Annotated in this window: 24 protein-coding genes and 1 pseudogene; 16 read left to right on the top strand and 9 right to left on the bottom strand. The window is 42.8% G+C overall.

Annotated features, from left to right (window positions below; all coding sequences use genetic code 11):
• Positions 1-82: 82 nt before the first annotated feature.
• The 5 genes from C0J08_RS17385 to C0J08_RS17365 form a co-directional block, all read right to left on the bottom strand.
• Complete coding sequence (locus tag C0J08_RS17385; protein ID WP_212653169.1) at positions 83-1,114, bottom strand: fatty acid desaturase family protein; 1,032 nt, start codon at positions 1,112-1,114, stop codon at positions 83-85.
• 252 nt (positions 1,115-1,366) lie between these two features.
• Positions 1,367-2,176, bottom strand: coding sequence for an AraC family transcriptional regulator (locus tag C0J08_RS17380; RefSeq protein WP_212653168.1), 810 nt, complete (start codon positions 2,174-2,176; stop codon positions 1,367-1,369).
• Positions 2,177-2,297: 121 nt separating this feature from the next.
• Complete coding sequence (gene iolG / locus C0J08_RS17375) at positions 2,298-3,308, bottom strand: bifunctional inositol 2-dehydrogenase/D-chiro-inositol 1-dehydrogenase (RefSeq protein WP_212653167.1); 1,011 nt, start codon at positions 3,306-3,308, stop codon at positions 2,298-2,300.
• 45 nt (positions 3,309-3,353) lie between these two features.
• Positions 3,354-4,253 carry a sugar phosphate isomerase/epimerase family protein gene (locus C0J08_RS17370; protein WP_212653166.1) on the bottom strand — a complete coding sequence of 300 codons (900 nt, stop codon included), beginning with the start codon at positions 4,251-4,253 and terminating at the stop codon, positions 3,354-3,356.
• 53 nt (positions 4,254-4,306) lie between these two features.
• On the bottom strand, positions 4,307-5,113 hold the full coding sequence (locus tag C0J08_RS17365; RefSeq protein ID WP_212653165.1) for a TIM barrel protein: 807 nt from the start codon (positions 5,111-5,113) through the stop codon (positions 4,307-4,309).
• Between the two features lie 544 nt (positions 5,114-5,657).
• On the opposite strand from C0J08_RS17365, the gene C0J08_RS17360 reads away from it, so the two are divergent.
• The 3 genes from C0J08_RS17360 to C0J08_RS17350 are packed head-to-tail and all read left to right on the top strand — an operon-like array spanning position 5,658 to position 9,266.
• Complete coding sequence (locus tag C0J08_RS17360; RefSeq protein WP_212653164.1) at positions 5,658-6,584, top strand: sugar ABC transporter substrate-binding protein; 927 nt, start codon at positions 5,658-5,660, stop codon at positions 6,582-6,584.
• Positions 6,585-6,640: 56 nt separating this feature from the next.
• Complete coding sequence (locus C0J08_RS17355) at positions 6,641-8,194, top strand: sugar ABC transporter ATP-binding protein (protein WP_212653163.1); 1,554 nt, start codon at positions 6,641-6,643, stop codon at positions 8,192-8,194.
• 28 nt (positions 8,195-8,222) lie between these two features.
• Positions 8,223-9,266, top strand: coding sequence for an ABC transporter permease (locus C0J08_RS17350; protein ID WP_212653162.1), 1,044 nt, complete (start codon positions 8,223-8,225; stop codon positions 9,264-9,266).
• Between the two features lie 230 nt (positions 9,267-9,496).
• Here C0J08_RS17350 and C0J08_RS17345 read toward each other — a convergent pair whose 3' ends face one another.
• Together C0J08_RS17345 and C0J08_RS17340 are read right to left on the bottom strand one after the other, a co-directional pair.
• On the bottom strand, positions 9,497-10,528 hold the full coding sequence (locus tag C0J08_RS17345; RefSeq protein ID WP_212653161.1) for a LacI family DNA-binding transcriptional regulator: 1,032 nt from the start codon (positions 10,526-10,528) through the stop codon (positions 9,497-9,499).
• Positions 10,529-10,599: 71 nt separating this feature from the next.
• Positions 10,600-10,788 (bottom strand): hypothetical protein, encoded by a 189-nt coding sequence (locus C0J08_RS17340; RefSeq protein WP_212653160.1) that lies wholly within the window; start codon positions 10,786-10,788, stop codon positions 10,600-10,602.
• Between the two features lie 189 nt (positions 10,789-10,977).
• On the opposite strand from C0J08_RS17340, the gene C0J08_RS17335 reads away from it, so the two are divergent.
• Positions 10,978-11,838 (top strand): MurR/RpiR family transcriptional regulator, encoded by an 861-nt coding sequence (locus tag C0J08_RS17335; protein WP_212653159.1) that lies wholly within the window; start codon positions 10,978-10,980, stop codon positions 11,836-11,838.
• Positions 11,839-12,065: 227 nt separating this feature from the next.
• Here C0J08_RS17335 and C0J08_RS17330 read toward each other — a convergent pair whose 3' ends face one another.
• Positions 12,066-12,977 (bottom strand): LysR substrate-binding domain-containing protein, encoded by a 912-nt coding sequence (locus tag C0J08_RS17330; protein ID WP_212653158.1) that lies wholly within the window; start codon positions 12,975-12,977, stop codon positions 12,066-12,068.
• A 99-nt stretch (positions 12,978-13,076) separates the two neighbouring features.
• Here C0J08_RS17330 and C0J08_RS17325 point away from each other — a divergent pair, with 99 nt between their 5' ends.
• From C0J08_RS17325 to recA, 3 genes and pseudogenes are all read left to right on the top strand, one after another.
• Positions 13,077-14,237, top strand: coding sequence for an alanine racemase (locus C0J08_RS17325; RefSeq protein ID WP_212653157.1), 1,161 nt, complete (start codon positions 13,077-13,079; stop codon positions 14,235-14,237).
• Between the two features lies 1 nt (position 14,238).
• Positions 14,239-15,156, top strand: coding sequence for an ornithine cyclodeaminase family protein (locus C0J08_RS17320; RefSeq protein ID WP_212653156.1), 918 nt, complete (start codon positions 14,239-14,241; stop codon positions 15,154-15,156).
• Between the two features lie 540 nt (positions 15,157-15,696).
• Positions 15,697-16,575 (top strand): annotated as a pseudogene (gene recA, locus C0J08_RS17315) (recombinase RecA); the annotation flags it as partial.
• A 111-nt stretch (positions 16,576-16,686) separates the two neighbouring features.
• Here the strand turns inward: recA and C0J08_RS17310 are convergent.
• Positions 16,687-17,787 (bottom strand): MBL fold metallo-hydrolase, encoded by a 1,101-nt coding sequence (locus tag C0J08_RS17310; RefSeq protein WP_212653155.1) that lies wholly within the window; start codon positions 17,785-17,787, stop codon positions 16,687-16,689.
• A 93-nt stretch (positions 17,788-17,880) separates the two neighbouring features.
• Between C0J08_RS17310 and C0J08_RS17305 the strand changes: the two genes are divergently transcribed.
• The 9 genes from C0J08_RS17305 to C0J08_RS17265 all read left to right on the top strand — a co-directional run bounded on the left by C0J08_RS17305 (position 17,881) and on the right by C0J08_RS17265 (position 26,345).
• A complete protein-coding gene (locus C0J08_RS17305; protein WP_212653154.1) occupies positions 17,881-18,378 on the top strand; it encodes a GNAT family N-acetyltransferase in 498 nt (165 codons plus the stop codon).
• Positions 18,375-18,896 carry a GNAT family N-acetyltransferase gene (locus C0J08_RS17300; protein ID WP_212653153.1) on the top strand — a complete coding sequence of 174 codons (522 nt, stop codon included), beginning with the start codon at positions 18,375-18,377 and terminating at the stop codon, positions 18,894-18,896. The genes C0J08_RS17305 and C0J08_RS17300 overlap by 4 nt, the downstream gene beginning before the upstream one ends.
• Positions 18,897-19,221: 325 nt before the next feature.
• Positions 19,222-20,505 (top strand): urea ABC transporter substrate-binding protein, encoded by a 1,284-nt coding sequence (gene urtA, locus C0J08_RS17295; RefSeq protein WP_212653152.1) that lies wholly within the window; start codon positions 19,222-19,224, stop codon positions 20,503-20,505.
• A 149-nt stretch (positions 20,506-20,654) separates the two neighbouring features.
• Positions 20,655-22,277, top strand: coding sequence for an urea ABC transporter permease subunit UrtB (urtB, locus tag C0J08_RS17290; protein ID WP_212653151.1), 1,623 nt, complete (start codon positions 20,655-20,657; stop codon positions 22,275-22,277).
• Entirely contained in the window at positions 22,274-23,407 is a 1,134-nt protein-coding gene (gene urtC / locus C0J08_RS17285) for an urea ABC transporter permease subunit UrtC (RefSeq protein ID WP_212653150.1), read from the top strand. The genes urtB and urtC overlap by 4 nt, the downstream gene beginning before the upstream one ends.
• Positions 23,404-24,276, top strand: coding sequence for an urea ABC transporter ATP-binding protein UrtD (urtD, locus tag C0J08_RS17280; protein ID WP_212653149.1), 873 nt, complete (start codon positions 23,404-23,406; stop codon positions 24,274-24,276). Before urtC ends, urtD begins: the two co-directional genes overlap by 4 nt.
• Complete coding sequence (urtE, locus tag C0J08_RS17275) at positions 24,273-24,980, top strand: urea ABC transporter ATP-binding subunit UrtE (RefSeq protein ID WP_212653148.1); 708 nt, start codon at positions 24,273-24,275, stop codon at positions 24,978-24,980. Before urtD ends, urtE begins: the two co-directional genes overlap by 4 nt.
• Before the next feature lie 53 nt (positions 24,981-25,033).
• On the top strand, positions 25,034-25,972 hold the full coding sequence (locus C0J08_RS17270) for an urease accessory protein UreD (protein ID WP_212653147.1): 939 nt from the start codon (positions 25,034-25,036) through the stop codon (positions 25,970-25,972).
• Positions 25,973-26,042: 70 nt separating this feature from the next.
• Positions 26,043-26,345, top strand: a complete 303-nt coding sequence (locus C0J08_RS17265) for an urease subunit gamma (protein WP_110575688.1) — start codon at positions 26,043-26,045, stop codon at positions 26,343-26,345.
• The last annotated feature ends 8 nt before the right edge of the window (positions 26,346-26,353 follow it).

Below are 26,353 nucleotides of genomic sequence, written 5' to 3'. Positions count from 1 at the left end.
TTTTAATTGTTTTTATAGAATGATTAGATACTTATTAATTCCAGAGCTTAATCCTTTGTTAAGCATGAGCCATTAGGGGGCATTAGAAATTTTCTCGTTTTATGGAATAATTCGGGTCTTTGCGTTGGCGCCACATTGCAGAGACAACTTCTTTGAGTGCGCTCCATGTGCTTGGGTAAACTGGCGGGCAGTCTCCTTTCATCAGTTGGTGAAGCTGAGGAAGTTGATGGTAAGGCACCATCGGGAACATATGATGTTCTGTGTGGTAATTCATATTCCAGTAGAGAAAGCGCATTACTGGATTCATGTAAATTGTGCGGCAATTTTGACGATGATCTAACACATTTTCGGCTAATCCAGCGTGCTGGGTTAATCCAAATATATAGGCTAGCCATACACCAGCCATCGCCGGTAATGGGCCAATCATCATGGCAAAGTACCAAGAGCGAAAATACACAGCTGTCGCAATGATAACTACGTATAGAATCAGCATGAGACGCGCAGTTTGAAATATAGACTTATATTCAGAGGCCGGAACAAAACTGTTCTCATCGGTAGATAGTCGACCTAACGCATGGCGAGTTAAGCTTTTTAATGTTCCCCATGTTTGTGGCAGACCAAATAGGGCAAGAATATGACGTAATACACGCGTTGGGCGACGCCCCATAATTTCATAATCGCGTCCAACCACAATAGTGTCTGTATGATGGCGAGCATGGCTCCATTTCCAAATCTTGGGTTCGCGAATTACCATAAAGCTCGCGATATAATAGACAACACTATTCATCCAAGGGGTTTTGAATGCTGTGCCATGACTACATTCGTGCCAACGAGAATCTGAGGCTGTCCCATAGAGTAATGCATAGATAAAAAACAAAGGAGCCACCCACCAAGTTCCCCAGGCGAAATTTATCATCCCTGCGAAAACAAAAAGCGCAATAAACCAAATGGCGGTATCACGAATCGCAGGCGCATCCGAACGCTTCATCAAAGCTTTCATGGTTTTTCTTGGAATGTCTGTTTGATACCAGGTGGCAGACACGAGGCCTTGTTGCTGTGCTTTTTGGCTCGCATCGCCCGTCAAACTGTAGTCGTAAGTTACTCTGGTTGGCATATTGGGCTCCATAAGTAATATCAGGTTTACATTAAGCAACTGATATCAGTTGTTATTTTTATTGGTTATAAGGTGATATTGATGGCGGCATCACGCTTATCTTATGGTTTTATTGTGCGCCACTTATAATGTGTTGGTACATGACTGGGATTTTGAAATAGATATCTAGGATCACATAGAGTGCTAATTTTACGATACGATTCGCTTTATCGATGCAGCGTTAAAGGAATTCAAATTTACTTATTTATAAGGTTATTCAGTTTTATCTTGGCGATACTGGCTAGGCGATAGCTGATGCCGAAGCTTAAACAGACGTGAAAAGTGAAAGGGAGAGGCGAAGCCGCATTGTTCTGCAATCACTGATATGGGTAGGCTAGTGTGACGCAGCAAGCCTTCAGAACGGTCTAGCCGAAATTGCCAAAGGTAGCGCATAGGTGTCATGTGAAAGCTGGCTTTGAACTGGTTGATCAAATGATTAATTGAACAATAAGAAGCAGAGGCTAGATCGTCAAGTTGAATGTTAGTCGAGAAATTCTGTTGTATATAGTGAATTGCATATCTGACTACGCGTGAGGTGGGATGAGGGCGAGCACTTTTTTCTAAGTAAGCAATTTCTTGATAATACTGTAATAAGGTTTCGCCCAGTCGATATAAAATCGTCTGATTATTAACTGTTTGTGTATTCGTGATACTTAACCCCAACTCCATTAATTGCTCAATCTCCTGGGTAACGGGTAAAATACAGGGTAAGGACGCTAAGTGCTCGATAAGTTCATCAGGACATTCGTGAAAATCTAACTGGCACCAAGAGTGTTCTGTTTGCTGTTCGCTATGAAAAATAAACAGTTCTTCTTTGTTTGGAAGTTGCATCGCCATATGGCTTGGCATCAGAGAGTATTGTTTCCCATCCACGACAATGTCTACTTTGCCAGTGAGTACATATACAAACTCTACGCCTCGCTGAATACGAGGTCCTAACGTGCTTTTTGCAGGGTGTTTGACGAAGCCAAAATATACTTCACGTATGGCTGGAGTAAGAGATAAGCTATGTTTGGTTACCATTATGCGATTCTGCCTCTGTAGATGATAAGTCAAATACTAGAGATGTCATAAAACACAAAAACTGCTTGCAAGTCATTAAAAAGTCGCCAAGCTTATTTGCGTGGCGACACAAGCCTAATTATTAACGGTAAAACTCTGGGCGATCTGGCAAGTTGATTGGTTCAATCAAACCGCTTTCCTGTGCTTTAACGCATGCATCTCCAGATACGGCTGCAGCAAGACCATTCCAAGAAGATGGGCCGGTTAATTTACCTGCTTGAACACCATTCACGAAGTCTTGTAATTCAACGTCGTAAGATTCAATAAAACGGTCTTTCCAGTCGGTTAAGATAGACTGCCCTAAGTTGGCGTTTTTACGCATGCTTAGTGCTTGAGGTTCAGGTAAATTTACTACACCTTCTTCACCTACTACAGAACACTGGATGTCGTAACCGTATTGACAATTTACGAAAACCTCAACGTCTATACGAGTGCCTTTTTTAGTTTCCAGCATAACGATTTGTGGATCAGCGACTTTATCGTGCGCGTATTTAGATTTACGAGGGAAAACGACTTGTGCAGATACGTACTCGTCATCTAGTAACCAGCGGAATACGTCTAATTCATGTATTAGCGTGTCATGAATGGCCATCGGAGTAATGTACATTTCTGGAACGCTCGGATTTCTGTGAGCAGCATGAATCATTAATGGTTCACCAATGGCTCCAGAGTCAATGGCTTTTTTAAGCATTTTGTAGCCAGAGTCGTATGGGCGCATGAAGCCAACCTGTACTAAGCGCTTTCCTGCAGCTATTTCCGCGTCCACAATGTTTTGGCAGCCTTGAGCTGTTGTTGCTAGTGGTTTTTCGCAAAAAACATATTTGCCAGCTTTTATAGCAGCCAGAACATATTCTTCATGAGTGCCACCCCAAGACGTTACTAATACGGCATCAACACCGCCTTTTTCGATAAGTTCATGGCCATCTTTATAAACTGTCGCATTAAGACCTAACGAATTTTTTACATTCTCTGCCTGCTCTTGGTTCACATCTGTCAGTGCAACTACTTCTGCACCTGTTAATTTGTTTGTGATGCGTCGAGTGTGATCTGCGCCAATAGCACCAACACCAATTACGCCAATTTTAATTGTCATTCTAGTTTCCTCAATAATTATTTTTGTGGTGTGTTTATCAAATTTTTATTTTTGCCAATATTTATCAACATAAAGTTGGATTTCATCGCGCATAAAGCGAGACGATTGTTCCGCTCTTTCTTCCCAGGCAAAGACACAGCTGGACAGCACTCCATCAAAACCAATTTCGTGTAGTGTCTTAAAGAAAGTATCCCAGTCTACTTCGCCTTCGCCCATATCCAAATGTTGATGTACTCGAGCGTTAGAGCCTGGCGGATTGACAATGTAACGTAATTGTGAAGAGCCTTTATGATTGTAGGTATCTGCTACACGAGCGTGCTGCAAGATGCCTTTTGTTGAGCGAATCGTCTCTGCCAAGTCATCTCCGTAGTAAAACGAGTGAGGTGCAATGTATGAACATTGGACCGCAGGCGAATTAATAGTTTTGATAATATCGATAGCAGGAGCCATCTCTTCCACCCAGTCTTCTGGGTGCGGCTCCACACACAAGGTTAAACCTTCTTTTTCTAGCAGAGGGACAAGCACATCCATAGAGCGCCAAAATGCATTTTCACAAGCTTCTGGTGTGTGAATACCCTGACGGTCAGTATTAGAACGTTCAGGAGATCCACCACGACCAAATTCAGAAATCAGTAACGGATTATCCAGTTCAACGGCAATTTCTATGGTTCTTTTCCAGTTATCCATAGCCATTTTCCATTCGTCTTCGTATGGGCTAGACCAACGATACATGGGTTGGATAGTGGACAAAGAAACGTCATGATCTTTCATGGCTTTTTTAAAGTTTTGCAAACGTTCAGGATATACGCGAGGACGCGTCCACCACTGTAAAAAATCAGCACGAGGCGACAGTTCGATGTGGTCGTAGCCCATTTCTTTAGTGGCTCGGCACAAATCTTCTAAAGAAAGGTGACGGTGCATATAGGGATCGAGTGCTATCTTCATGTTAAAACCTGCTTTTTATTTTTAAATTTTTCTCAATTAGGGCATTAAAAGGTCTAGTTTGTCAGTGCTTTATTGACGTAATCGATACTCTCTTGAACGGCTTGTTTTGGATTCTCCACATTCCAGACTTTCTTAGAGAATGGTTCAAATGAGACTGGACCATTGTAGCCAGCTGCAAGTAGGGTACGAAGCTGTCCAACGTTGTCTAGTCGATCATTTGGCCCGACTAAAACACGGTCACCATCAAGCATGTCATTAAAGGTAATGCTATCTTCTAAACCTGATATATGAACTAAACCAGTACGTTCTGGGAAAAATTCATCTTCACCTGCACCTTTGTGGTGGAAGGTGTCATGAACCAAAGAAAATAGGTCCTGTTTACCAATTTCGTCAATCGCTTCGAGAGCAACTCTTTTAGAGCGCAGTGAGGAAATGGGGAAGCCTAGTGGTTCAACAAATCCTTTAAGATTAAATTCTTCTAAGATTTTTGCCAGTTCTGATAAGGCATATTTAAGGTCCTCAAAGCTGACCTCATTGCCATCATTTAAAGGGCAAACAACTAATCCTTCAGCATTGGCAGCTTTTGCAAGCTCTGCCATTTCTCTAGCCTGCTGAGCGCGTTCGTCATTCCAAACGTTAAATGGATAGAGTGCATTAATGGATAACACTTTGATATTGAGCTCACCAGCCAACTTCCCTGCCATTTTTGCAGAGGCTAGGTCTGTTAGGCTGTTATCGCCAACATCGTTGCGAAATTCGACTGTTTGAGCTTTAAGCTGAGAAGAAAGTGTTAGGAAATCTTTAATGGAATAAGAAGGGCAAACCATGTGGTTTAAGCCAAATTTAGGTAGCGTAGACATGTATTAATACCTTTATTAAGTATCGCTTATCATCAGTCCTATTGAGGTGAAGAATAAGCGAAAATGGTTTTTTAGAATTATTTTTCTATTTGCATACTACATCTGTCAAAAAAAAATCGTCAATCAAGTTTGTGATAAACATGTCATAATCTATCAAAAAACATCATTCCGATGTTAATTCATCAAAATGGTTCGAATCCGTCTTCTATCGATGTAGACTAATTTCGTTAATCATAGAGTTTAGATGGAAGTTAATGTTGGTAAAAATACCCTCAAATGTTCCTATCAAATTAAATCAAATTAAATCAAACTTTAGGCTTGACAAAATACATAATATGAATCAAATTGGAATATATATTCCATATTCAGTGATTGTGGAATGTATATGTTCGAATTGATTATGTTACTAAAATATAAGCAAGTCGGATGTTTAGAGGTGGATGGTTAGCTATAAGTTTTGCTTGCCTTGATCTCTAAGCGCGTTTTACCGGAAAAATAAAAACAACTAGAGCGTATCAGCGCTCACTTTCGAGGAAATCGCATAATGAAAAAATTACTTCTTACAGCTATTACATCTTCGCTTTTGGCGACATCTGTTTCTGCAGCAGACCTTAAAATCGGTGTTTCAATGGCTCTTTTCGATGACAACTTCCTAACGGTTTTGCGTAATGGCATTCAATCTGCCGCAAAAGATCAGGGTGTTGATGTTCAGATAGAAGATGCTAAAAATGGCGTTGGTAATCAATTAAATCAGGTTCAGAACTTCATTGCTTCTGGCGTTGATGCCATCATTATTAATCCTGTTGATACTGATGCTACGGTCTCTATTTCAGATGATGCGCAAGCAGCAGGTATCCCTCTGATTTATGTTAACCGTCAACCGATCAACGTTGATTTGCTTCCAAAAAATCAAGCGTTTGTAGCGTCTGATGAGAAAGTGTCTGGGACACTTCAAACTCAAGAAGTGTGTCGTTTGCTGAATGGCAAAGGCAATATCGTAGTTATGATGGGCGAGTTGACCAACCAAGCTGCACTTCAGCGGACTCAAGATATTCATGACGTTCTTGATACACCTGAATGTTCTGGCTTGAAAATCGTTCAGCAACAAACTGCAGAATGGTCGCGTACCAAGGGTAGTGACTTAATGACTAACTGGATTGCTGCGGGTATTCAATTTGATGCTGTTGTTGCAAACAACGATGAAATGGCTATTGGTGCGATTCAAGCGCTGAAAGCATCAGGCCGCTCAATGGATGATGTTGTTATTGCTGGTATTGACGCAACGACAGATGCGCTGGCGGCAATGAAAGCGGGCGAGCTAGATGTGACGGTTTATCAAAGTGCAGATGGTCAAGGTCGTGGCGCAGTTGATACAGCTGTCAAACTTATTAATGGCAAAACTGTTGACCGTAAGGTTTGGGTGCCATTTGAATTAGTTACACCGAAAAACCTTAATAATTACCTTAAGTAATTCTAGGTTTAGAAACGATTAACCCTATTAAAATAAAAAATTGGAGGGATTGCGTTATGAATAGCGCTGCTGTTAAAGAAACCGGGTCTGTGAGTGGCGCAACTCCTCCCAGGGACCACTCTAATGAATACGTATTAGAAATCGTTAATGTTTCTAAAGGATTTCCGGGTGTATTAGCTTTGGATGATGTGCAGCTTAAAATTCGCCCAGGTACTGTGCATGCCTTAATGGGTGAAAATGGAGCCGGAAAATCTACCTTGATGAAAGTCATCGCGGGCATTTATCAGCCAGATAGTGGTCAAGTAATATTAAGAGGCGAGCCTATTACTTTAGAAACGCCTTTGAAGGCGCAGCAGTCTGGAATTGCCATGATTCACCAAGAATTGCTATTGATGAATCAAATGACTGTCGCTGAAAATATTTGGATTAGACGTGAACCAACTAATGCATTTGGTTTCATTGATCATGCAAAAATGCACACCATGACCGCTGAACTATTTGAACGTCTCAATATCAATCTTGATCCGGAAGATGAAATTAGCTCTTTATCTGTAGCTAACCGTCAAATGGTTGAAATAGCAAAGGCTGTTTCCTTTGAATCTGATGTATTAATTATGGATGAGCCGACTTCAGCGATTACTGAAACTGAAGTTGCTCATTTATTTGAAATTATTAGAGGTTTACGCAAGCAGGGGATCGGCATTGTTTATATCACTCATAAAATGAGCGAGTTATTCGAAATCGCTGATGAGTTTTCTGTGTTTCGTGATGGAAAGTACATAGGAACGCATGCCTCAGCTGATGTCACTCGTGATGAAATAATCCATATGATGGTTGGTCGTAATGTGGATCAGATGTTTCCAAAAGAAGAAGTTGAGTTAGGTGATGTTTTACTATCAGTAAAAAACCTGACTTTAGATGGCGTATTTAATGATGTGTCATTTGATGTAAGAGCTGGCGAAATTTTAGGTTTTGCGGGCCTTGTTGGTTCTGGTCGATCTAATGTCGCGGAAGCTATTTTTGGTGTCACTCCCGCAGATTCAGGAACCGTCTGGATTGATGGTGAAGAAGTTCATATCGAAAATCCAAATGATGCAATCATGAAAGGAATGGCTTTTCTAACAGAGGACAGGAAAGAAACGGGCTGTTTTTTATCGTTAGATATTCAGGAGAATATTCAGTCTGCCGTTCTGCATGAGAACTTTGTGAATGGCGGCGGGTTTGTTAATCAAGCTAAGTTAAATGAAGAGTCTGAAGAACTGTGTAGAAAATTGCGCGTAAAAACACCAAATATGGAAGAGGCAATCGAGAATCTTTCAGGTGGTAATCAGCAAAAAGTATTAATAGGTCGTTGGTTGCTTACTCACCCACGCATTTTGATTTTAGACGAGCCTACTCGAGGTATTGATGTCGGTGCAAAAGCCGAAATCCATACTTTGGTTACACAGTTAGCTCATAAAGGGGTGGCGGTTATCATGATTTCTTCCGAGCTGCCGGAGGTGTTAGGTATGAGTGATCGTGTACTTGTCATGCACGAAGGGCGTGTTACAGGCATTTTAGATCGTTCTGAAGCTGATCAAGTGTCAGTAATGAATTTGGCAGCGCAATAATACTGAATTAGAAAAATAAGAGGTTTTTATGACTACATTAGATAACACCGTGAAAGAAGCGAATGACGGCCAAGAAGCCCATAAGAAAAAGCGTATTCCTGCAGAAGTCAGTATTTTATTAGTATTAATAGGTATTTCGATTATGTTCGAAATACTAGGTTGGATATTTGTTGGTCAAAGCTTCTTGATGAACATGAGTCGCCTGCAAATCATAATATTACAAGTCTCTGTTATTGGTATTATTGCGATTGGGGTGACCATGGTCATCATAACTGGCGGTATAGATTTATCCTCTGGATCTGTTGTCGCCATGTCCGCCATGATAGCTGCTACTTTTGCGCAATCCAGCAGTTGGCCCAAAGTGATATCACCATCGTTAACGGATTTGCCATTCTTTATACCATTGATGGTCGGGCTTGCTGTAGGTGCTGCTGCTGGTTTTGTTAATGGCTGGTTAGTTACAAAAACACGTATACCACCATTTATTGCTACATTAGGAATGATGGTGTCTGCTCGTGGTGTGGCTCGCTGGTATACTGATGGTAGCCCAGTATCTGGTTTTACAAATGAATTTGCTATGTTAGGGAATGCCTTAGACCGTTGGATGCCTGTTGTTATCTTTATAGTTGTAGCGATTATTTTCCACGTGGTAATGCGTTATACACGCTTTGGTAAGTTTACTTATGCTATTGGTGCAAACCCTCAAGCGGCCCGTGTTTCTGGTATCAATATTGATCGTCACCTAATCAAGGTCTATGCAATTGCTGGTTTGTTAGTTGGATTGGCGGCCATGGTTGCGATTGCACGTATTAAAACAGCTCAAGCTGGTATGGGGCTGATGTATGAATTGGATGCCATTGCCGCAGCTGTTATTGGTGGGGTTTCTTTATCTGGTGGCCGAGGTAGAATTGCTGGAACTGTGATTGGAGCCTTAATTCTTGGGGTGATGCTGTCTGGTTTTACCTTCCTTCGAATTGACGCTTATTACCAAGATATAATCAAAGGGGCCATCATTGTTACTGCTGTTATCATTGACCAGCAACGTCAGAATAAGCGTAAGAAAACTACTTAGCATTATTGTTTACCATAATAACATTGCCGGGAATTTGAACTCTTCCGTTACCGCTCAGTGTTTCATTGAGCGGTTTTTTATACTCGTAGAAAACCTTTGTATAATGGTGGTGCTGGTTAATATTTTATTAAAAACAAACTTTGGAATACCTATCTCATATAACCCATAAATTCGGCTTTGGTATTGCTGAAAATTATAGGGTTAGAAGAGATAGAACAGTTTGACGGTTTTTATAGGTTTTCTGCGACATGTAGCTCGACTGATAGTTTAACCGGTGCAATTTTTTGGTGTTTTTTACTACTGAATGATTCTGCAAACAGGTCGGAAAGTCTGTAGGCGAGTTTTTGTACTGGCGTAGCAATGATCATGTCGATTGTGTTATCACTCAGGGCTAAGCGAGTGTAAGAGGTGAGTTCGTTACAAATGAGCGTTATTTTTTGATCTTTTTTGTCTTCTTTTAACGCTTGTATGATGCCTTTTACTCCACCGCCGGCGCTATAAATAGCGGTCAGATCTTGATGTTTTACCAAGAGTTCCTTTGTGGCTTGATAAGCCAGATTTTCGTCATCTAAATTTGTCAACGGCGGAAGCAAATGAAAGTTATGCTGAATTTCTCGAAAGTAGGATATGAAGCTAATTTCGGCGATATCTTGATTTAAATAACGATGACTGCCCAAGAGAATTCCAATTTTCCCTAGTGTGGTTGTTAGTCTTGAAATAGCCCACGCTGCGGTACGTCCTGCTTTTCTGTTATCGACACCAATATGACCTGTACAAGTATTGGTCGAGAGAGGAGACAAGATAGTAAAAACGTGAATACCTCGTTCAACGAGCTGTTCAATATGGCGATTTAGCGTGTGGTCGTCCAATGCCACAAGCGCAATGCCATCTGCATGTCCGCCTTCTTGGATGATCTTGTCTGTAATGTATTCAGGAGAGACCTCATCCATAAAAACGATTTTCGTTGCGAACTGAAACTGCGTTTCTTGTGAGCATGCGTTACAAATTGCCGCACCAAGCTCTTTATAGAATTCATCATTACTGCGTTGCAGTAAAATGGACAATCGTTTAACTGGTTTCGATTCGCGAACACGTCTTTTGAGTAAGCCAGAAGCATGATAACCAATGTCTTCAGCTGCTAATAGAACACGCTGAGATGTTGACTCACGTACTTTAGAGCGCTTGTTCAATACTCGATCCACAGTTGCGATGCTAACGCCTGCTGCATCAGCTAAATCGTGAATAGTCGGTCTTTTAGACATAGAAAATAACCTGATATTATGCAGTTCGTAGTTGTTATTAGGGTGGATATCTTAGTGTGGAATTTAATGTCTTATGCACCTTGGTTTTCATCGAATTTATAAAAAAAGTGCCATAAACAATAAAAAGTGATACCTGCAGCAATGATCCCCCAGAATGGTTCTTCTGATAACCACTCGACCAATGTCCAGCAAAAACAGAATATAGTAGTTGCAACACGACGCCATTTTGGGCGAAAAAATTTACGATCTGTTTCGTTCAATTTCAATATCCTATGTTTTATTGAATAAGTGTCTTTGTCTAGACGTTTTGATACTAGACATGTTACTAATTACTAAGCTAGAATTTTTATTCTAAAATTGCAATAATTACTTCTCTCTATAGGCTCACAATTTTTCTATGTGATGATGCTTGTTTTTTTGGGGAGAACTTTGAGTACAGAGAGTATTACATGTCAGATGTCCTTGCCCCAGAATCTCTAACAGATTTGAAAGAGACTATTAAACAGCATTATTCAAAATTAAGTAAACGACTTCGCCAGGTCGCTGAGTTTGTATTAGATGCGCCAAGCGAAGTTGCTTTTGGTACAGTTGCTACTTTGTCTAAAGAAGCTGGAGTACATCCTTCTACGTGGGTTCGGTTTGCAAATGCGTTTGGTTTTAGTGGCTTTAGTGAAATGCAGAAGTTATTTCAGCAAAACTTAATTGAAGAAGCCCCGAGTTATCAAGATCGAATTCGTTTGGCTAGGGAAGTGTTTGGGGAAGACTTTAATCAACAGTCACCATCCCAATTATTAACTCGTTTTTCTAATGCGAATGCGATAGCGCTTGGACATTTGGGTGAAACGACATCGGCTGAGGATTTGGATAAGGCAATACAGATATTGTCTCATGCACATGCCGCGCACATTGTCGGTGTAAGACGTGCTTTTGTTGTCGCCAGTTATTTTGCCTATGCCTTGCGTAATATTGATCAAAAAGCGTATCTGGTTGATGGTGTGGGTGGTATGTATAAGGAACAGGCTAGCGCTTTAGATAAGAATGATGTGCTTATTGCGGTGAGTTTTCATCCTTATGCAGCGGAAACGCAAAGTGTTGCGAGATCGGCACTAGAGAAGAATGTGCCTCTCATTATTATTACGGACAATCAGATAAGTCCGTTAGCTTCTATTGCATCGGTCTGTTTTGTTGTAAAAGAAGCAGAGATAGACTCTTTCCGCTCTTTGTCTTCTTCATTATGTTTGGCGCAGGCGTTATCGATTGGTTTGGCTTATGAATTACAAAGTAAGGGTAACCCCCCCCTAAAAAAATAACAGCAGTCCAAAGTAGAATTTTCTCGTAATCTAAACGCAGCAGATTCGGCATAAAAATATTTAGTTAACTCTAATAGTCAGACTATGACCCTTTAAAACAAGTTGGAGCATTCCTGAACTCTGTTGAGAAAACGGCATGAGTTCCGCGTTAAATGTCGTGGTATGGATGCATTTTCTTGATTCACCTCCCTTTAAACCCCGAAAGATTCATTCGTGATCTTTTGTATCTAGGTCTTTTTCCATGGGGGCATACTTAATGATGTTTTTAACATATCAATAAAGCCAGATACTCGTGCTGAACGTTCATTTTTCCCACTGCTCACCAAAGCAACAATATCAGCATCAGGCAACTGATAACTAGAAAGTAATTGTACTAATTCTCCCCGCTTTATTTCTGGCGATACGTCCCACTCTGATCGCATAATGATGCCCAATCCTAAAAGAGCCCAATCTTTAACCACGCGCCCTTCATTACTTGCCAAGCTTGGGTGAATACGAATCGAGAAACGTTCACCATCAAGGTTTTTAAAGTCCCAAAGCGTGACGTCTTCATTGTTTTCTCGCAGAGCAATACAGGTATGACTTAACAAATCTTTAGGCGTTTGGGGGACTCCATTTTTCTTGAGGTAATCAGGAGAAGCGCAAATAAAACGCTTATTCCGCGCTAACGGAATCATTTTCAAAGACGAATTTTTCAGCTCTCCAATATAGATAATCACATCCCATTTATGGTGAGTAGACCAGTTCGGGTTATCTGATAGCTCTAACTCAATTTCCAATCCAGGGTGGTTTATTTTGTATTTAGCTAATAATTTAGCGACGTAATCATTACCAAAACCCAGTGGCGCGAGTACTCTTAATTTACCTACTACATGCGATCTCACGTCATTAAGCTGTGTTTGTAAATCATCAATCTGCTCTAAAATTAGCTCTCCCTTCTCCACTAGCAACTTAGCCTCATCGGTCAAGCTCACCACTCGAGACGGTCTCTGCACCAAAGGCACCGCTAATTTTTTCTCAATATGCTGAACCCTTAACGTCACGGAGGGGGCACTTACATTCAGCACACGAGCCGCTTCAGCCATTGTCTTACAACGACTAAGTTCCAGTAAAAAAGACAAATCTTCCGTTGTTATCATTAAGTTCCAACTTAACCAATCAGTAATATCAGATTAATTTACTTTAAATCACTTTCACCAAATACTACAACTTAATCATCACATAGGGTTGAAACTGACATGAAAGTAAAAACAAAACACGACCTCGATAAAAAAGCGCGAGCGTTAAACACTCCTTTTTTAGCTGTCGATAAAGTAAAATTTCTACATAACATCAAGCGACTTAATAGGATCCTAAGCGGCTTCAATACAGATCTACGCCCCCATTTTAAAACCATCCGCTCTATTGAGGCATTGCCATATTTACTCACCGATAAACAAAGCCCTATTACGGTTTCAACTATAAAAGAAGCACAGTCCTTGGTCGAAGCAGGATACACCAATGTGCTTTATGCAGTCGGTATAGTGGAAGACAAACTGGATAGAATCCACGCCCTTAATGAGCAAGGCGCTAGCATGATGGTCATTCTTGATAGCCTAGATCAAGCTCTAAGCATTAATCGCTACTGTGAAACAAACAATTGCTCTATTCATGTTTTAATTGAAATTGATTGTGATGGGCATCGAGGTGGTATAGCACCGAATGACCCAAAACTGATCACCATTGCAGATACCTTAAACCAAGGGCAAGGAAGTTTTTTTGGCATTCTCACCCATGCTGGCGAGTCCTATCATTGCGCCGATAAAACCAGCCTGCAACAAGCAGCACAAAATGAAGTCGATCAAGCCCGCTTAGCCGCTAAAAAGTTGTTAGAACACGACATTCACTGCCAAGTTGTGTCCATCGGCTCAACACCAACCGCACATAACTACACGGAATTAGAAGGCATCACCGAAGTAAGAGCAGGTGTTTATACTTTTTTTGATTTGGTCATGACAGGCATCGGGGTATGCAATACAAATGATATTGCTGCTACGGTTGTCGCAACGGTTATAGGACACAACAAAGAAAAAGGCTGGCTATTTATTGATGCTGGATGGATGGCACTATCTGCAGACAAAGGTACTGCTGAACAATCTAAAGATTGCGGCTATGGCCTTGTTGCAAACGCTGATGGCCAATTACTAAGTCACATGAAGGTCATCAGCGCTAATCAGGAGCATGGCATTGTTGCCAGTGCGACAGCGCAAGCCATCAATCACGATGACTTCCCCATAGGAACACGGTTACACATTCTACCGAATCACGCTTGCGCAACGACATCCATGCACACGTCTTATCATGTTTTTGATCATCTAGAAAACACTTACGAAACTTGGAACCGCATACAAGGCTGGTAATATGATCCATCTTAATGAAGCACACACATCCAAACTCATCACACACGAATTGGCCTATGACGCTATTAAAAATGCGTTAACGGCCGTTATTTCCGACAATGCGACACTCTTTCCTGTCGTCAATGCAGGTGGTGCCGCCCCAAATACCGTGTTTTCACTGAAAGCCGCTTGTACCGATAAGGTTGTCGGTTGGAAAACCGGAAGCTATTGGCCGAACAATGCGTCACTAGGACGGCCTTGCCATGGCACAACAATTTTCTTGCTTGACCCAGAAACAGGCGTATTAAAAGCCATCATTGAAGCCAGTGCGGTAAACGCTTATCGCACAGCTGCCGCAGATGCCGTCGCCGTTGATTATTTAGCTCGAAAAGACTCAACCACCTTAGCCATTTTTGGAACGGGTCACCAAGCAGAATATGAAGCCATGGCGGTGTGTAATGTGAGATCAATTAACTCTGTGTTCGTCGTTGGTCGTTCTACTGAGAAAACCAATATTTTTGTCGAAAGGTTAAAAGCAAAAGGACTAAATGCCAAAGCCGTCGATGCCCAGTTCGCCTGTATGAGCGCTGACATTATTGTCACAGCAACCACCTCAAGCGAACCCTTATTTCGCGCTGAGTGGGTAAAACCTGGCACCCATATCTCAGCCATGGGAGCGGATAAGAAAGGCAAACAGGAACTTCCTGTCGAACTGTATTCAAACGCCTTATTGTTTTGCGACTTCGCCAAACAATCGGTTGAGATTGGCGAACTTCAACATACTAGCAACAGCAATATAACCAACATTGGAGAAGTGATTAACGCTACATCCTCTGGACGAACGTCAGCGAATGACATTACGATTTTTGATAGTTCAGGCATCGCGCTTCAAGACCTTTTCATTGCTGAAAAACTGCTCAACATTCACGAGGGGAATTAATGATGAATTTTAGGATAATTGGAGTTAATGATGTCAACGAGCTGAGGTTGGAATAAATCCTTTTGGGGTATGGTCTCTGTCTGACGAGGCTTCATAAAACTCACCTGTTTTGCAACTTTTTGGGCCTTATTCGAAAGACGTGCTAGGGACTGGGACTATGGCTATGATCCGGAATGGAACAGCAGGTTTGACCAACACCTTAGTTATAAAGCTGAAGTTTGTGTAACTCTAATGGGGCAGAATGCAAATGCAAATACAAAGCCGATCAAAGGGTTTGTATTAGAAGTTTGTAGAAATGAATTGGCTAATGAAGGAATTGAAAGCGTCCCTACTAGAAACTAGAAACTAGAAACTAGAAACTAGAAACTAGAAACTAGAAACTAGAAACTAGAAACTAGAAACTAGAAACTAGAAACTAGAAACTAGAAACTAGAAAGGGCCGGTGGGCTTATCCCACACATATAAGTAGTCAAACTTAATGTTGTAAGCTTGGAATTCACCTAATTAATAACCTGTACCATTATTGAGTATTTCTTCTATATAACCTTAATCTATGGACCAGAGTCTTCAGGTAAAACAACCCTAACCTTGAGTGTGATTGCTGAAGCTCAGAAGCAAGGTAAAACTTGTGCTTTTATCGATGCCGAGCACGCGCTTGACCCTTCTTATGCTGAAAAGCTTGGGGTGAATATTTCAGACCTTTTAATCTCTCAGCCAGATACGGGTGAGCAAGCACTTGAAATTGTGGATATGTTGGTTCGCTCTAACAGTGTTGATGTCGTCATTGTCGACTCGGTAGCGGCCTTGGTGCCTAAGTCTGAGATCGAAGGCGAAATGGGCAGTTCTTCTGTTGGTGTTCAAGCTCGTTTGCTTTCTCAAGCAATGCGTAAGTTGACAGGTTCTATTAAAAACGCCAATTGTTTGGTTGTTTTCATTAACCAAATTCGTATGAAAATTGGTGTGATGTTCGGTTCTCCTGAAACGACCACAGGTGGTAATGCGCTTAAGTTTTATTCTTCTGTTCGCTTGGATATTCGCCGTATTGGCTCAGTGAAGCAGGGTGATGAAGTAATTGGTAATGAAACCCGCGTTAAAGTGGTGAAAAACAAGATTGCTCCGCCGTTCAAGCAAACTGAATTCCAGATCATGTACGGTGCTGGTATTTACCGCATGGGTGAAGTGATCGATTTAGGCGTTAAGCAAGGCTTTGTTGATAAAGCGGGCGCTTGGTACGCATACAATGGTAATAAGATCGGTCAGGGTAAAGCCAACGCCGCTCAATTCTTAGCGGACAACCCTGAAATTGCCGCAGAGATTGAAGCCAAAATCCGTGAAGATTTATTGCCTAAGAAAATTAAAGCAGATGATAAAGCTGACGCGGCAGAAGACAAAGATGCCACTGATGAGTTGGCCTTTTAATTTCGCTTAGCAGTGTATTAAAACCGATTGTAGATTCACAATAGTGAACCTAGACTGAAAACCCCGATACCAATCATTGGTATCGGGGTTTTTTATGTTTGTAATGGTATTTTACTTGGTCGAGCCTTTTTGCCACCAAGGTGTTAGCGGTGGTAAATCCTGAATCGAAAAAATACGGCCAAATTCTGGTGTGCTCAAGGTGACATTTCGGGCTTTTGCTTCCACCACGACACGATCAAATGGATCATGCCATGTATGAAAGGCAAGATCGAATGTGCCGTTGTGAATGGGCATCATGGTCTTCCCTTGTAGGTCGATATTTGCCTGAACGCTTTCTTCGGGCTTCATGTGAATATCGGCCCAGTCTTTATCATATGCACCGGTTTCTATCATAGTAAGGTCGAATGGCCCGTATTTATCTCCCGTTTCTTTGAATCCAGAGAAGTAGCCAGAATCACCACTAAAAAATAGGCTTTCATGAGGCGTTTTGATGACCCACGCTCCCCACAAGGTTGCATTGCCGTCTCCCATTCCTCGTCCTGAAAAGTGCTGAGTGGGTGTGAAGGCGACCAAACCTTGACCAGTTTGATGCTCCTGCCACCAATCGAAGCTGATGATTTTATTGGCCTCGACACCCCAATCAACCAGATCCCCATCTACGCCTTTTGGCACCAAAAACTCTTGTGCTTTATCGCGCAAAACCTTGATGCTGGCTTTATCTAGATGATCGTAATGGTTATGGGAAATCAGTACCTTATCGATAGGCGGTAAGTCTTCTAAACGTATGGGCGGCTGGTGGAATCTTTTTGGGCCAATGAACTGGAATGGCGAAGCTCGATCAGAAAATACCGGATCGATAAGCCAGTATTTACCATACATTTTTAACAAAATAGAGGAATGGCCAAGTTTCACTAGGTGAATGGTATCTGTGCTCAAGTCATCTAAATCAGCACGACTAATGGCGCGAACAGGAATATCGATATTGGGTACCGTATCGACTTTTTTATCCGTAAAGAAACGCACCCACAATGCTGCGGTATCAGAGAAAGTCATTGGTTTACGTGGCGCTGTATTATGAAATTTAGCATTTTTATAGGGAGCCGTTGTGACATCCTCGATAGGATTTACCTTAGATTTAATGTTTAAATTAACCAGATAAACCACCAGAGCAAGTGTGAGAAGCAAGGCAACGAAGAGTTTGATGAAAAACATAAACAACCATTTTGAATGAGATTAGTGGTTATAATTTGGCCTAATAGGTGTAATTCAATAAGGTAAAAGAGAAAACAATGAGAAGGAGAGAGGATGATAAGCATTGAAAAGATGACCACGCGGCATCTGGCAGACGTGATTACACTTGCGGTCATGGATGAACAAAAGCCATTTGTCGGAACGATAGACGACATTTTGAAGAACGCCAATGCGCAAGTTCGTCCACACGTAATCTTTGCTGATGACACTATGGTTGGCTTCTTTCTTATTGATACAACTTATTCGAAAAGTTTCGATTTTGCGAGCCGCTCTAATGCCATTGGCCTGCGTAGCTTCTTTATCAGCAAAGAATACCAAGGCAAAGGCTATGCGAAACAAGCGATTTTGGCCTTGCCCAACTACCTAAGTGAAGCCTACCCAAACCATACGGCCGTGATGTTAACCGTTAACTGTCAAAATCCCATCGCCAAGCAACTCTATGAAAAAGGGGGTTTTGAAGACACCAACGACCTTTATCATGGCGGCCCTTCAGGACCTCAGCATATTATGACGATGGCTATTGAATCGAGTATTAGAGCTGCGAACCTATGACAACAAGGCCAATACAAGCCATTAACCAAAACAACTGGCCAGAGGTACTAAGGATCCAAGCGGAAGTGTATTCAGAAATCGAACCTGAAAGCCTAGAGGTACTGCAAAGCAAATGGCAACAATCCCCAAGCTGTTGTTTTGTTTACCATGCAGAAACAGAATTAGCAGAGCAAAGCAGACCAGAAGAGCAAAACGTATTGGGCTATTTATTGGCTCACGCTTGGCACAGTGAAACACCACCCAAGTTATACCAAATCCTTCCAGAGGAAAGCCATGGCGCGACCTTATTCCTACATGATTTAGCCATTTCAAAACACGCGGCGGGTAGAGGAGTCGGTTCTAACATGGTCACACATCTACTTGATAGCGCCGCCTCATCCGGCTTTGAAAAAGCCTTACTCGTCTCTGTCCAAGACTCCGTATCCTTCTGGCAAAAACACGGCTTTGTCGAACTAACGAATCAACAAGCCAATGAGAGCTACGGGGAAGATGCTAGGGTAATGATGCGCAGCATATGAAATTTAGTTAGTTTTGCTTTTCTTTAAACTGAAGTTTTTGGGCTCTAGCAAAAGTTACCCGCCCAGCCTTTTCCTGAATTTAAGAGCGGAATAAAGGTTGGGAATGCATGAAAACAGTCAAAACCATAACCCCTCCCTAACCCTCCTCTTGAAGAAAGGGGAGGGAACAAAACCTTTGTATACGTCAAATGACGTATCCCCGTAAGTCATTTCGCGCATACCTTTCTATCGATGATTTTTTAATACTGGCTCTACGGATTTGAGGTGTTCATACCTCGTCTAAAAAACCAAAAATATTATAAATCACAATAGGACGGCTCCAACTATGAAAATCAAAACGCTTACATCTGCGATTGTGCTCTCTGGTGCAACGCTTATTGCGCTTCCTTCGCTAGCGGCAGACACAATTAAGGTCGGTGTGTTGCACTCCTTGTCTGGCACCATGGCGATTTCTGAAACCACGCTTAAAGATACTGTCTTGATGATGGTGGAAGAGCAAAACAAAAAGGGTGGTTTGTTAGGTAAGAAGATCGAGGCAGTGGTTGTTGACCCAGCGTCAAACTGGCCATTGTTTGCAGAGAAAGGACGCGAGTTATTAACCAAAGACAAAGTGGATGTGATTTTTGGTAGTTGGACATCGGTTTCTCGTAAATCGGTTTTGCCTGTATTGGAAGAGTTGAACGGTTTGATGTTCTACCCAGTTCAGTACGAAGGTGAAGAGTCGTCTAAAAACGTGTTTTACACAGGGGCTGCGCCAAACCAGCAGGCGATTCCAGCGGTGGATTATTTGATGAACGATCTTGGTGTAGAGCGCTTTGTGCTTGCCGGAACCGATTATGTTTATCCACGTACTACTAACAAAATTCTTGAAGCTTATTTAAAAGCCAAAGGCGTTGCAGCAAAAGACATCATGATCAACTACACGCCATTTGGTCATTCTGATTGGCAGTCGATTGTTTCTGATATTAAGAAATTCGGTAGTGAAGGTAAGAAAACGGCCGTGGTTTCTACCATCAATGGCGATGCCAACGTGCCTTTCTATAAAGAATTGGGTAACCAAGGTATTTCTTCTGAAGATATCCCAGTGGTGGCTTTCTCCGTGGGTGAAGAAGAACTTTCTGGTCTAGATACTACGCCATTGGTTGGCCATTTGGCCGCTTGGAACTACTTCCAAAGTGTAGAAACACCTGAAAACGAAGCATTCATCAAAGCATGGCATGCGTACACCAAGAACCCTGATCGTGTAACCAATGACCCAATGGAAGCCACTTATATCGGTTTCAAAATGTGGGCTAATGCGGTAACGAAAGCGGGCACAACGGATGTTGATGCGGTTGAACAAGCCATGATCGGTCAAACAACGCCAAACCTAACGGGTGGTATTGCAGTGATGAACAAAAACCATCATTTGAGCAAGCCTGTGCTGATTGGCGAGATCCAAGACGACGGTCAGTTTGAAGTGGTTTGGGAAACCGATGGTGTGGTAGCGGGTGATGCTTGGTCTGACTTCTTACCAGGTTCTAAAGATCTGATTTCAGATTGGACGGCACCGATCAAGTGCGGTAACTACAACACGAAAACTAAGACATGTTCTGGTCAGAATTACTAATTTGACCCATTCCCAGGGGTAACCTCGACTCTCTGACTAGCGAGCTAGTCTAGTCAGAGAGTCAACTTTTTCCCCAATAGCAATATCCCGAATTCTTTTTCGCGTTGAGTTTTTGAACGCTGGCGCAATAACCCACCGACACATGGAGTATGACCTTGAGACGTATGACCTTGAGACATTGCATTGCACTTTGTTGCTGTCTTTTTGGGCTCTTATCCCTTTCTACTCACGCAGCTGAATCGGCATCTTTAGACCCATTGTTTGCCGAGTTAGGTGAAGCAAAAATCAAAGATATGAAGCCTATTTTAATGAAAATAGAAGCGGTATCTGACGAAAGCGTTTTGCCATTGTTACGTACCCTATTAAATGGGGATTTGTATTACATCGAAGCTGAGAAAAAGGTGGTCGGCAAGTTCGAGGTGAATGGTGAAACCCATTATAAAAATGTTTTTACCGGTGAAATTAACACGGAGATAGGTCGACGTGATGTCGATAAAGTTCGTGTGAATAACAAACTACGTGGCTATTTGCGTAGCGCTATCGCGCGTATCCAACTGACTTCTAAATCACCAAGCGTACGTGAAAATGCCGTGCGTGAATTGTTATCAAAATTAGACGATAGCACGGTGGCAACATTAGAAAGCTTATACCCACAAGAAACCAATAAGAAAGTAAAAGAAGCCATGGCATTGGCGCTTGCCATGAATACCGCTGCGCAAACAACATTAGCTCCATCCAATCGTATTGCTGCGATTGAGAAAATGTCCACAAGCTTAGAAAGTGATGTTCGAAACCTGCTAACACGATTGACTGGTGATGATAATCCAGCCGTGGTTAGCGCGGCGAATAACGCATTAGAAACCATCGCGCAACGAGTTAACCGTTTTGCTTTTGTCGACCAGTTGTTTTTTGGTCTGAGTCTCGGGTCAGTGCTCTTGCTTGCTTCCATCGGTTTGGCGATTACCTTTGGTGTGATGGGCGTGATTAACATGGCTCACGGCGAAATGATCATGTTGGGCGCTTACACAACTTATGTGGTGCAGCTGATCATGCCGAATTACATCGACTATTCAATTTGGGTGGCGATTCCAGCAGCCTTCTTGGTGTCTGGTTTGATGGGCGTTTTGATTGAGCGATTGGTTATTTGTCGTTTGCACGGTCGTCCATTGGAAACTCTGCTCGCCACTTTTGGTATCAGTTTGATCTTGCAGCAATTGGTTCGAACTATTTTCTCTCCTCTAAACCGTCAAGTTTCTACACCCAGCTGGATGAGTGGTTCTTGGGAAATTAATCCCGTGCTGTCTCTGACATTGAACCGTTTGTACATTCTGGCTTTTGCTTTGTTGGTATTCATTGTCTTAGTGATTGTGTTGAAGAAAACCTCTCTGGGGCTAAACGTTCGTGCAGTCTCGCAAAATCGCAATATGGCAAAAGCCATGGGGGTAAAAACCAATTGGGTGGATGCGATGACCTTTGGTTTAGGTTCTGGTATCGCGGGTATTGCCGGTGTGGCGTTGAGCCAATTGACCAACGTAGGGCCTAACTTGGGACAATCTTACATTATCGACTCCTTTATGGTGGTGGTGTTCGGTGGTGTGGGCAACTTGTTAGGAACCTTGGTCGCGGCCTTCACTTTGGGTATCGCCACCAAATTTCTTGAGCCAACGACGGGGGCGGTTCTCGCGGCTATTCTGGTGTTGGTGTTCATTATTCTCTTTATTCAAAAACGTCCTAAGGGACTCTTTCCACAAAAAGGGAGGGCGGCAGAATGACACGTCTTACAGCTTGGTTTTCTGAAGGGCGCTCGACGGGCAAACACACTTTGCCATTTGTGGTGATTTTATTAGGTGTAACAATTTTGGCTTCGGCCGCGAATCTCTTGTTGCCTGCTGACTCGGTGTTTTATGTCAGTACTTATACCATTACTTTGCTGGGTAAATATTTGTGCTACGCCATGCTGGCATTAGCGGTGGATATTATCTGGGGCTATTGCGGTATTTTGAGTTTAGGTCACGGGGCGTTTTTTGCCTTGGGCGGTTACGCGATGGGAATGTATTTAATGCGCCAAATCGGTGATCGTGGCGTTTACGGTAACCCATTACTACCTGACTTCATGGTGTTCTTAGACTGGAAAGAGTTGCCTTGGTTTTGGCTGGGCATGGATCAGTTCTGGTTCGCTATGCTGATGGCGGTGTTTATTCCGGGGTTATTGGCCTTTGTGTTTGGTTGGTTGGCGTTTCGTTCTCGTGTTACTGGTGTGTATCTTTCCATCATGACGCAAGCGTTGACTTATGCCTTGTTGTTGGCTTTCTTCCGCAATGAAATGGGCTTTGGTGGCAATAATGGTTTGACCGACTTTAAAGAAATCCTTGGTTTCAGTCTGCAAGCCGACAGTACTCGTGTTGCCTTGTTCTTAATCACCGCGATTTTGCTGGCGGTGATCTTTGTGATCAGTCAGAAGATTTTATCTTCTCGCTTTGGCAAAGTGGTGTTGGCGATTCGTGACTCTGAATCTCGCTCACGTTTCATCGGTTATCGCACTGATAGATACAAGGTGTGGTTGTTTGTCTATTCCGCTGTCATTGCGGGCATAGCTGGCGCTTTGTATGTGCCGCAAGTGGGCATTATCAACCCAGGTGAGTTTTCTCCAATCAACTCTATCGAGATGGTGATTTGGGTGGCTGTTGGTGGTCGTGGCACCTTGATTGGTGCGGTGATTGGAGCCTTATTGGTGAACTACGCGAAGACCCGTTTTACAGCCATCATGCCAGATGCTTGGTTATTTGCCCTTGGAGCCATGTTTGTCTTGGTTACCTTGTATTTACCAAAAGGTTTGATGGGCTTGTATGGCCAGCTAAAGGCTAAGCGAAACAGTGTTACGAAAAAGGAGTCGCAAGCATGAGTACCTTAGATAGTACCCGTGAATTCTTCCGCCGAGATCAGGTGTGGCCATTTTTGGCACCCGAGCAGGCCGCCGTAAACGTCGATAACCAGATGATTCTTTACGTGGAAGATTTGAATTTAAGCTTCGACGGTTTTAAAGCACTAAATAATCTGAATTTGTATATCAATGACGGCGAATTGCGTTGTTTGATCGGTGCCAATGGAGCGGGCAAAACCACCTTGATGGACGTGATTACCGGTAAGACTCAGTGCGATTCAGGTACGGTTTTCTTTGGACAGAATCACAACCTATTAAATAAAGACGAAGCGGAAATTGCTCAGCTTGGCATAGGTCGTAAATTCCAAAAGCCGACTGTGTTTGAAGAGCAAACCGTGTTCGATAATTTGGAATTGTCCCTGAAAACCGACAAACGTGTCTTGCCGACTTTATTCTCGCGTTTAACGCCAACGCAAATTGATCGCATTGATGAGGTGCTAAAAACCATTGGTTTGGCTAAGCAGCGCTTTATGCTGGCGGGGGCTTTGTCTCACGGACAAAAACAATGGTTAGAAATCGGCATGTTGCTAGCGGCTGATCCAAGGCTGTTATTGATCGATGAACCAGTGGCGGGCATGACAGCGCAAGAAACGGAACGCACGGCGGAATTGTTAACGTCTTTAGCCGGAGAGCGAACCGTGATTGTCGTGGAGCACGATATGGAGTTTGTGCGCAGCATTGCTCGCACGGTAACCGTTTTGCACCAAGGCTCAGTATTGGCCGAAGGCACTATGGATCAGATTCAAAGTAATAAAGACGTAATTGAAGTATACCTTGGTGAAGAAGCCGCTAGCGAGAAAGCGCAAACAATAGCAGGAGCCACAGCATGATTTCCATTAACAATGTCGATCAACTTTATGGCGGTACACAGATACTTTGGGGCTTGGATTTAGACATAGTTCCCGGCTCTATTACTTGCATCATGGGACGCAACGGCGTGGGCAAAACCACTTTACTAAAAGCCATCATGGGTTTGTTGCCGATCACAAAAGGCGAGATCACCATGGAGGGCGAAAGACTGAATAAACAAAGCGCCGAAAAACGTGCTTATTCAGGCATTGGTTATGTGCCTCAGGGACGAGATATTTTTCCCATGCTCACGGTAGAAGAAAACCTGCGTATTGGTTTGCCTGTGCGTGGTAAGCGCACGAAAGACTCTCCAAAAGAAATTCCAGAGAAAATCTTTGAGCTTTTTCCGGTATTGAAAGACATGTTGCATCGTCGTGGTGGTGATTTATCTGGTGGTCAGCAGCAGCAGCTAGCGATTGGCCGTGCTTTGGTATTAGAGCCAAAAGTCTTGATTCTGGATGAACCTAACGAAGGTATTCAGCCGAACATTGTGAAGCAAATCGGCGATGTGATTTTAAAGCTGAACGAAGAAGAAGGATTAACCGTTATCTTGGTGGAACAAAAGCTTGGCTTCGCTCGTCGCGTCGGGAAAGAATTTCGTCTGATGGAAAAGGGACGCATTGTGGCGGCGGATAAAATGGAAAATCTCAACGACACCCTGATAAAACAATACTTGGCGGTCTGATTTTTGCATTGTTTAGCGATTAGGCGATACGCAAAAAACGCTATAGGGCATCAATGAATAATAAACATAATCTTGCTTTAGCAGAAGAATTCGAACAAAAGCCGCTGATAGAAACGTCCATGTTGCCCGAAGTTGGTGCTTCGCAGTGGCATGCGTTTCTGACATTAGGCTTTAGTAAAACAGCCCGTGGTACTGTGCTGAAAACCTCTGACCATAAAGGGCCTTTGTATGTGCAAAAGCCTTTTTATCCTGAAGGTCGAGACACGGCACACATCTACTTATTGCATCCGCCAGGTGGTTTGGTATCTGGGGATCGTCTCACTATCACGGCAAACCTAGCCGAAAATACGCATGTTTTGATCACTACTCCGGGTGCTGGGCGTGTTTATCGTGCTCGTAAAGACAAAACTCTACAGCATCAAATTACCCAGTTGAACGTCGCTGAAAACAGCTTAATGGAATGGTTGCCACAAGAAACCATTCTGTATCCCAATGCCCACACGCGCCTTGAAAACCGTATACATCTTGCGGATAACGCCAAGTTTATTGGTTGGGAAATAACGTGTTTTGGTTTACCCGCCAATCAAGAGGATTTTGCGCAAGGTCATGCAGAGCAGGGCTTTGAGATTCGCCAAAATGGTCGTCTTAAGGTGCGTGAACGTTTGGTGATAGATGATAGTAGCCGAACGGTTTTCGCGGCCAAAGCTGGGCTAGCTGGCAAACCCATTAATGGTTTGATGATTGCAGGACCCTTTGACCTGACCAACGCTTCTCATTCAGCGAGCCATGATGAACTGATCGACTCCCTACGAAAACATTGCGCGCAACATAACTCAGTGAGTGGCGTAAGTTTGGTTGGCGAGTACATTTTCGTGCGCAGTCTTCATCATGACTCCGAACAAGTGAAGCAGCTATTTATTCAGTGTTGGCGAGAAATTCGCCCCGCATTAATCAACAAAGAATCCAATGAGCCAAGAATTTGGGCGACCTAAAATTGTGCGTACGCTCTATTTTGGTTCATTAAATTTAATTTAAAAGTCACACAATGAGGCATAGATATAAATGGAACTCCTGCCAAGAGAAAAAGATAAGCTTCTTGTATTTACCGCTGCCTTGCTTGCCGAGCGCCGTTTGAATCGTGGTCTAAAATTGAACTACCCCGAAGCCATGGCGTACATCACCATGGAAATTATCGAAGGCGCTCGCGATGGTAAAACCGTGGCGGAATTAATGGCCTACGGCAAAACCTTATTAAGCGCGGAACAAGTGATGGATGGTGTGGTGGAGTTGATCCACGAAGTGCAGGTGGAAGCGACGTTCCCAGATGGGACCAAGTTAGTCACCGTTCATAACCCTATAAATTAATGACTACT

Source organism: Marinomonas sp. CT5 (assembly GCF_018336975.1).
Classification (GTDB): Bacteria; Pseudomonadota; Gammaproteobacteria; order Pseudomonadales; family Marinomonadaceae; genus Marinomonas.
The sequence above is the reverse complement of the archived record's forward strand: the minus strand, read 5'-3'. Positions and strand labels throughout refer to the sequence as shown.